Below are 6621 nucleotides of genomic sequence, written 5' to 3'. Positions count from 1 at the left end.
GAATCAATTTGCCAGTATTGAAATGTGTATGGCGCAATCAGGTTTTCGCCCTAGCTTTACAATACAAGATTGGTGTGAAAATCATAAATCAGACAACCTTCCCATTTGTCGTCCAGGTGCTGTCATGCCTCAGCGAAGTATTGAGAGACGCTTAAATAGCCCTTATTGTAAAAAGCATTCAGAACAACTTGAATGCAAACCTTAGGTCTTGCTTCAGCAGAGAAAGCCTTGTCCGTCCTTACGAAAATTTCGCTTGTAACGTGCAAGCAAGTGATTTTAATTAATACAACATGGAACAGATTTTAAATGATAGAATCCTACAGAATTAGTTTTTTCATTCAACATGAAAACAATAAGTTATCTTTATAAATCAATGTGATGTAGCAGGATGAAGATGTTTATGCAAAGAATCTAAAAGTTTTTTTGCGAGTGTTTGAATAATTTCTTTGTTTTTCTGAATTTTAGATACAAAATACTATTGCTAAAGTACTAAAAGTAGATCATGCTGGTAAATAGATGAAACTTTGATGGCGCTTGGTTTTAAAAAAGGCAATATTTGATTTCACTGTTTGCGCTGGTATTGATTTTGCAATAACAGATAATAGTTTATCGTATGCAAAATACTGTTATTTAGATTTTGGTAAAAGAAATTTATAAAGAATATTATCATTAACAGTTATGCGAAACTTTAATGAAAATGAATCCAACTTTAATACACATAATTTTAGTGTGATTTAGTTTACAAATTCTTATTGAATGCAGAATTAAAAGTTTAAGAAGCCTTATTTGCAAAAATTCTTTATTTTTTTGTGAGTGTGTCATTTTTGCTACAGATATTTCAGAAAAGATGCTCTATATGAATTTCATTTTGGATATTTGGAGAGATTTTATGAATACAAAACGTTTAATAACAGCGTCTATTTTTTCTTTAATTTCAGCGTCTACAGCACTAGCTGCTGATGTTATGATTCCTCATCAGCCAGCATCATCGACTGCTTCTACCATTGTTGCACCTACTTTTTCATGGACAGGTCTTTATTTAGGTGTCCAAGCTGGTGGTTTTTCGAGCAAAGCTGATATGGCTCTTGTTGGTCAAGAAAAGAGTTTACCACTGGATAAAGAGTTCTCTCCTAAACTTTCAGGTTTTGCAGGTGGTTTTTATGCAGGTTCTAATATTGATCTCGGTGACAACTTTATTTTTGGTATCGATACGGATTTAATGATATCTGGAAAAAAGCACACAAAGACCATTACCATAGGTGCAGCTGATAACGCTACAGTAGAAAATGCAGTCGTAAGATCCCGCAGATCCGCAAGCCTACAAACACCTCAAGCACCACAAGCAGCAACATCAGAAGAAACACAAAGAATTGCCTCAGGAACTGCAGGTGCAGGAGCTACAACAGGAGGGACTCTAACAGCAGTATCCGCTTCAGAAAAATCTGCTGGAACGCGATCCAGTCAAGCACCAGCTAAACCAGTAACTGCAATTCAACCGTCACGAGCAGGAGCAGCACAATCAAATCAAGCAGCAACAACTGGAGATTCTAGCAATGTTAATGCAACACAAACAGTGGCTGTGGAGGTAAAAAATCCAGGAGTTTCAACAATATCATCACAAACACCAGCTGCATCGCCAGTAGCACAATCAGCCTCCTCTAGACAGACGGTTAGATTAGTGCAATTGCCATCGTCTTCATTGGGAAGATCAAATACAGGAGGGACATCGGTAGGTGTGGTAAGTCGATCACAGTCAGTTGCATCTAAATCTTCCTCCCCCGACGCAGGGGGTAGAACACCAGAGCGGTCAGCATCGCTCTCATTGGCAAGATCAGCTATAGGAGGTCAGTTATCAGGGGGAAGGGCAAGTGAAGGAACAGTGTCTGAAAAACCAGTTGCTATAAAAACCGCGTCTTCTACCTCATCAACAGTATCAGGCGCAAGCCAGCCAGCAGTAAAAGCACCTACACCGGTACAATCTGTATCACAACCATCAGCAGTAGAAAGAACAGTACCGAGTTCATCACTTGTACTCGCGAGATCAGGATCATCCAATGGTTCAGAAACAAAAGTTTCTAATGGAACAAGCGGAGCCCAACAGGGAGGTCATCATAGTTCTTCCCATAGTAGTGGAAATGCTAATGCACATGGTGCACCTCATGCAGGTGGGCATAGCTCTGGTGCTCATCCGAATGGTACTAATCCACATGCTTCTCGTTCTCATGGTGGACAGAATATGTCTGGACACGGTGCACAAAGTACACAAGCGGTGGATAAGAACGCTTCCAGTGTATATGGTATAGAACAAATAAAAAAGATGGCTTCTGAACTTGGTCTTGATCAAGAGGATGCAGTTGAAACTTTAAGTCATACTTTCAAACAAAATTGGGGTGGTGCTACACGGGTACGTATTGGTTTTGCTGCTGATCGCTTTATGCCTTATCTTGCTGGTGGTATTGCTTATGGGCAATTCCAAGACACTGTATCAATATCTGTTAAGGATGAGGATGGAAGAGTCGTTTCTTCTAAGAACTTAGCTGATGAAACAAAAACCATGATTGGTTACACACTTGGTGGTGGCGTTGATTTCTCGCTTCTAGATAATGTGATTGTACGTGCAGAATATCGTTACTCTGATTTTGGTAAAAAGAAATTTGCAAAGGAAAAACTTGAAGTTAACTACAAAACCAATGATTTCCGTGTTGGTGTAGCTTATAAATTCTAATTTTTTAAAGAGTAAATTTCTAAGAGGCTCCACTGTCAGTGGAGCCTTTATTTTTTTTTAAGATCACTTTTTGGTTTCTTTTCTTGTGAATTTCATGATAAAGCCCATAGAGTGTGATGATATATTTTCCTGATCGCTGCTTAATACGAATGATAAGCTCGGCTTTCCCTATAGATAAAAACCAGAGTTGCAGGGTTCAGGGAAGTTATGCAAAAATGAAATCGTAAAAGTGGACAGGGATATTTCACAATGGCTGTGAAAAATGAAACAATAGATTATTCAAAAACTCTTTATCTCCCACAGACAAATTTTCCTATGCGTGCAGGGCTTCCGCAAAAAGAGCTTGAATTGATGGCGCGTTGGGAAAATATGGGGCTTTATGCGCAATTGCGTCAACAAGCAAAAGATCGTCCATTTTATATTCTTCATGATGGTCCGCCTTATGCAAATGGTCATATTCATATCGGGCATGCTTTAAATAAAGTTCTAAAGGATGTGGTTGTTCGTTCATTCCAAATGCGCGGTTTTAATGCAAATTATGTACCTGGTTGGGATTGCCATGGGCTTCCAATTGAATGGAAAATTGAAGAAAAATATCGAGCACAAGGAAAAAATAAGGATGAGGTACCTCTTAACGAGTTTCGTCAAGAATGCCGTGAATTTGCACAGCATTGGGTAACTATTCAAAGTGAAGAATTTAAACGCCTTGGTGTTGTGGGAGATTTTAACACGCCTTATACTACAATGGCTTTTCATGCAGAAGCACGCATTGCCAGTGAATTGATAAAATTTGCTATGTCAGATCAGATTTATCGTGGTTCCAAGCCAGTGATGTGGTCTGTTGTGGAACGTACGGCTTTGGCAGAGGCTGAGATTGAATATCATGATCATGAATCAGAGGTGCTTTGGGTTAAGTTTCCTGTTTTTGAAGCAAATTCTGATGATTTATATGGTGCTCATGTCGTCATTTGGACAACAACACCGTGGACGATTCCAAGCAATCGTGCAGTGAGTTATTCTTCGCAAATTTCTTATAGTATTTACGAAGTTGAAAGTGCTGAAAATGATTTTGGTCCTCAAGTGGGAGAAAAGCTTCTCTTTGCAGACGCTTTAGCGATGAGTTGTGGAGAAAAAGCCAAACTTGTTTTGAAGCATTTGCGTGTTATTTCTTCTGAAGAGTTGAAAGCTCTTGTTCTTTCTCATCCACTCAAAGGTTTAGCTGGAGGGTATAATTATAAAATTCCATTGCTTGATGGTTCGCACGTAACAGAGAGTGCTGGTACAGGTTTTGTCCATACAGCACCAAGCCATGGGCGTGAGGACTTTGAAATTTGGAATGATTATAAGTCCTTACTGGAGCAAGCGGGGATTGATTCATCTATACCGTTTCCTGTTGATGATGCAGGGTTCTATACGAAAGATGTTCCAGGTTTAGGACCAGATCGTGAAGGAGGACCTGCACGTGTTATTGATGATAATGGAAAAATGGGTGATGCCAATAAAGAGGTCATTAATGCTTTAATTAAAGCAGATCGATTGTTTGCACGGGGGCGTTTAAAGCATTCCTATCCCCATAGTTGGCGTTCAAAAAAACCCGTTATTTTTCGCAATACACCGCAATGGTTTATTTCAATGGATAAAGATTTTGGGGATGGTTCAACTTTACGTAGTCGGGCTTTGGAAGCTGTTTCAAAAACGCGTTTTGTGCCATCTTCTGGACAAAACCGCCTAGCTTCTATGATAGAAGATCGTCCTGATTGGGTTCTTTCTCGTCAGCGTTCTTGGGGTGTTCCTATTTGTATTTTTGCAAATGAGGATGGTGTTATTCTAAAAGATGAAGGTGTGAACGAGCGTATTTTACGGGCTTTTGAAGCAGAAGGGGCAGATGCATGGTTTGCTGAAGGAGCACGTGAACGTTTTTTAGGTGAGCGTGCACATGAGCCTTGGGTACAGGTTTATGATATTTTGGATGTTTGGTTTGATTCTGGAGCCAGCCATAGCTTTGTGTTAGAAGATCGGGCTGATTTGAAATGGCCTGCTGATGTTTATTTTGAAGGTTCAGATCAGCATCGCGGATGGTTCCAATCTTCTCTTTTGGAAAGCTGTGGTACGCGTGCTTGTTCTCCCTATAAGTCCGTGATCACACACGGTTTTACTTTGGATGAGAATGGTAAGAAAATGTCTAAATCTTTAGGCAATACGGTTGTTCCGCAAGAAATCATTAAAACATCTGGAGCTGATATTTTTCGTCTCTGGGTTATGACAGCCGATTATTGGGAAGATCAGCGTTTAGGCAAAAAAATACTTCAAACAAATGTGGATTCATATCGTAAACTACGCAATGCAATTCGTTGGATGCTAGGAACTTTAGCACATGATGATGGAGAAGAAGTATCTTATGGTGCACTGCCGGATCTTGAAAAATTTATATTGCATAGGCTTTTTGAACTTGATCAGTTGATTAATCGCGCTTACGATGAATTTGATTTTAAAAAGATTATGCGTGCATTATTGGATTTTTCAATCATTGAGTTATCGGCATTTTATTTTGATATCCGCAAGGATTCTCTTTATTGTGATGCGCCTTCATCAAAAAAACGCAAGGCCTCCTTGCAGGTTGTCCGTGAGATTTTTGAGCGTATGGTCACATGGCTTGCTCCAATGTTACCTTTTACTATGGAAGAAGCTTGGTTAGAGCGTTATCCAGGAAGCCAATCGGTGCATTTGGAACAATTTCGCTCTGTACCAGAAGAATGGCAAAACCAATCTTTGGCTGAGCGTTGGAAAAAAATTCGGCAGGTCCGTAAAGTTGTGACAGGTGCTTTAGAGCTTGAACGTGCTAATAAGCGTATTGGATCCTCTTTGGAAGCTGCGCCTATTGTTTTTATTTCCAATCTGGTTTTACGAGAGGCATTAGAAAATGTGGATATGGCGGAGATCTGTATTACCAGTGCGCTCACAATTACGCAGGACACGATACCTTCTGATGCTTTTACTTTGAATGATGTTGAAGGTGTTGGTGTATATCCAGAGAAGGCATTAGGAAAAAAATGTGCTCGATCATGGCGTTATACACAAGATGTTGGAAGTGATCCAGCTTATCCGGATGTATCTGCTCGTGATGCAGCTGCTTTGCGGGAATTGCAGATTCTTGGCAAGATTTAAAGTTTTAGATCAAAGGAAAGAAATGCAAGTAAATTTCTCATATTGATGAATATAGTTTTTTGTGGTACGAAAAAAATTCCGTTGTTTTATCTGCAGGGGGGAAATTTGTGTATGGACCGTTCTCTCATAAATAACGGGAATATTAATCAGCCATACACCTAGGAAATGGAATAGGCAGTGAGAAAACGTGAAATAAAAATATTTCCAATAGGAATTTTAGGGATGTGCTTTGTTTTAACGGGATGCAATTTATCCGCTCCTACCTATGGTACCAATAAACCAGTTTCAATACAGTTTTTTGAAGATGTTGCTAATATCACTTCATTAACACCAACAAATAACAGCAGCCAGATTGTTATGAAACCTCATCCAAAACTTGTAATACCAAGCCCTAGTTCACGCAGATTTTTGCCGGTACCACAACAAGATAGATCTGTCAATGAAATGGCAGCATCGAAGAAGCATCAAGGAAATACTCCTTTTCCTCACAAAGGATCGTCAGTTAATGGCGTTGGTTCAGAAAATCCTTCACAGTTGAATGCGAAGCAACGACAGGAATATTTACGTCGTCAGAGAGCACAAGTTGGAAGTTCAAAATACCGTCGCTATCTCACTGAACCACCTTTAAGTTATCGCCAACCGGCAAAAACCGCACCTATTGGTCGATAGGGAAAAGACAAAACATTTAAAGTAAAGTATTTTTCCAATTACTTATGATACCAAGCTCTCAT

At 39.5% G+C, this 6621-nt stretch carries 3 protein-coding genes and 1 pseudogene; all 4 read left to right on the top strand.

Annotation, left to right across the window (positions count from 1 at the left end; genetic code table 11):
* Positions 1 to 205: pseudogene (locus ACFIK4_RS04300) on the top strand (hypothetical protein); the annotation flags it as partial.
* Between the two features lie 684 nt (positions 206 to 889).
* The gene (locus ACFIK4_RS04295) at positions 890 to 2725 is read left to right on the top strand and encodes an outer membrane beta-barrel protein (protein ID WP_375675115.1); all 1836 of its coding nucleotides are present in this window, start codon (positions 890 to 892) and stop codon (positions 2723 to 2725) included.
* Positions 2726 to 2974: 249 nt separating this feature from the next.
* Positions 2975 to 5890: an isoleucine--tRNA ligase gene (gene ileS, locus ACFIK4_RS04290; RefSeq protein WP_375629739.1), complete on the top strand. Its 2916-nt coding sequence runs from the start codon at positions 2975 to 2977 to the stop codon at positions 5888 to 5890.
* Between the two features lie 177 nt (positions 5891 to 6067).
* Positions 6068 to 6559 (top strand): hypothetical protein, encoded by a 492-nt coding sequence (locus ACFIK4_RS04285; protein WP_375612104.1) that lies wholly within the window; start codon positions 6068 to 6070, stop codon positions 6557 to 6559.
* The last annotated feature ends 62 nt before the right edge of the window (positions 6560 to 6621 follow it).

This window comes from Bartonella sp. AP9QHHD, assembly GCF_042195625.1.
Lineage (GTDB): Bacteria > Pseudomonadota > Alphaproteobacteria > Rhizobiales > Rhizobiaceae > Bartonella.
The sequence above is the reverse complement of the archived record's forward strand: the minus strand, read 5'-3'. Positions and strand labels throughout refer to the sequence as shown.

Bases quoted from the DNA above. Each gene is read 5' to 3' on its own strand.
- ACFIK4_RS04295 (WP_375675115.1), top strand. From the start codon at position 890: ATGAATACAAAACGTTTAATAACAGCGTCTATTTTTTCTTTAATTTCA.
- ileS (WP_375629739.1), top strand. From the start codon at position 2,975: ATGGCTGTGAAAAATGAAACAATAGATTATTCAAAAACTCTTTATCTC.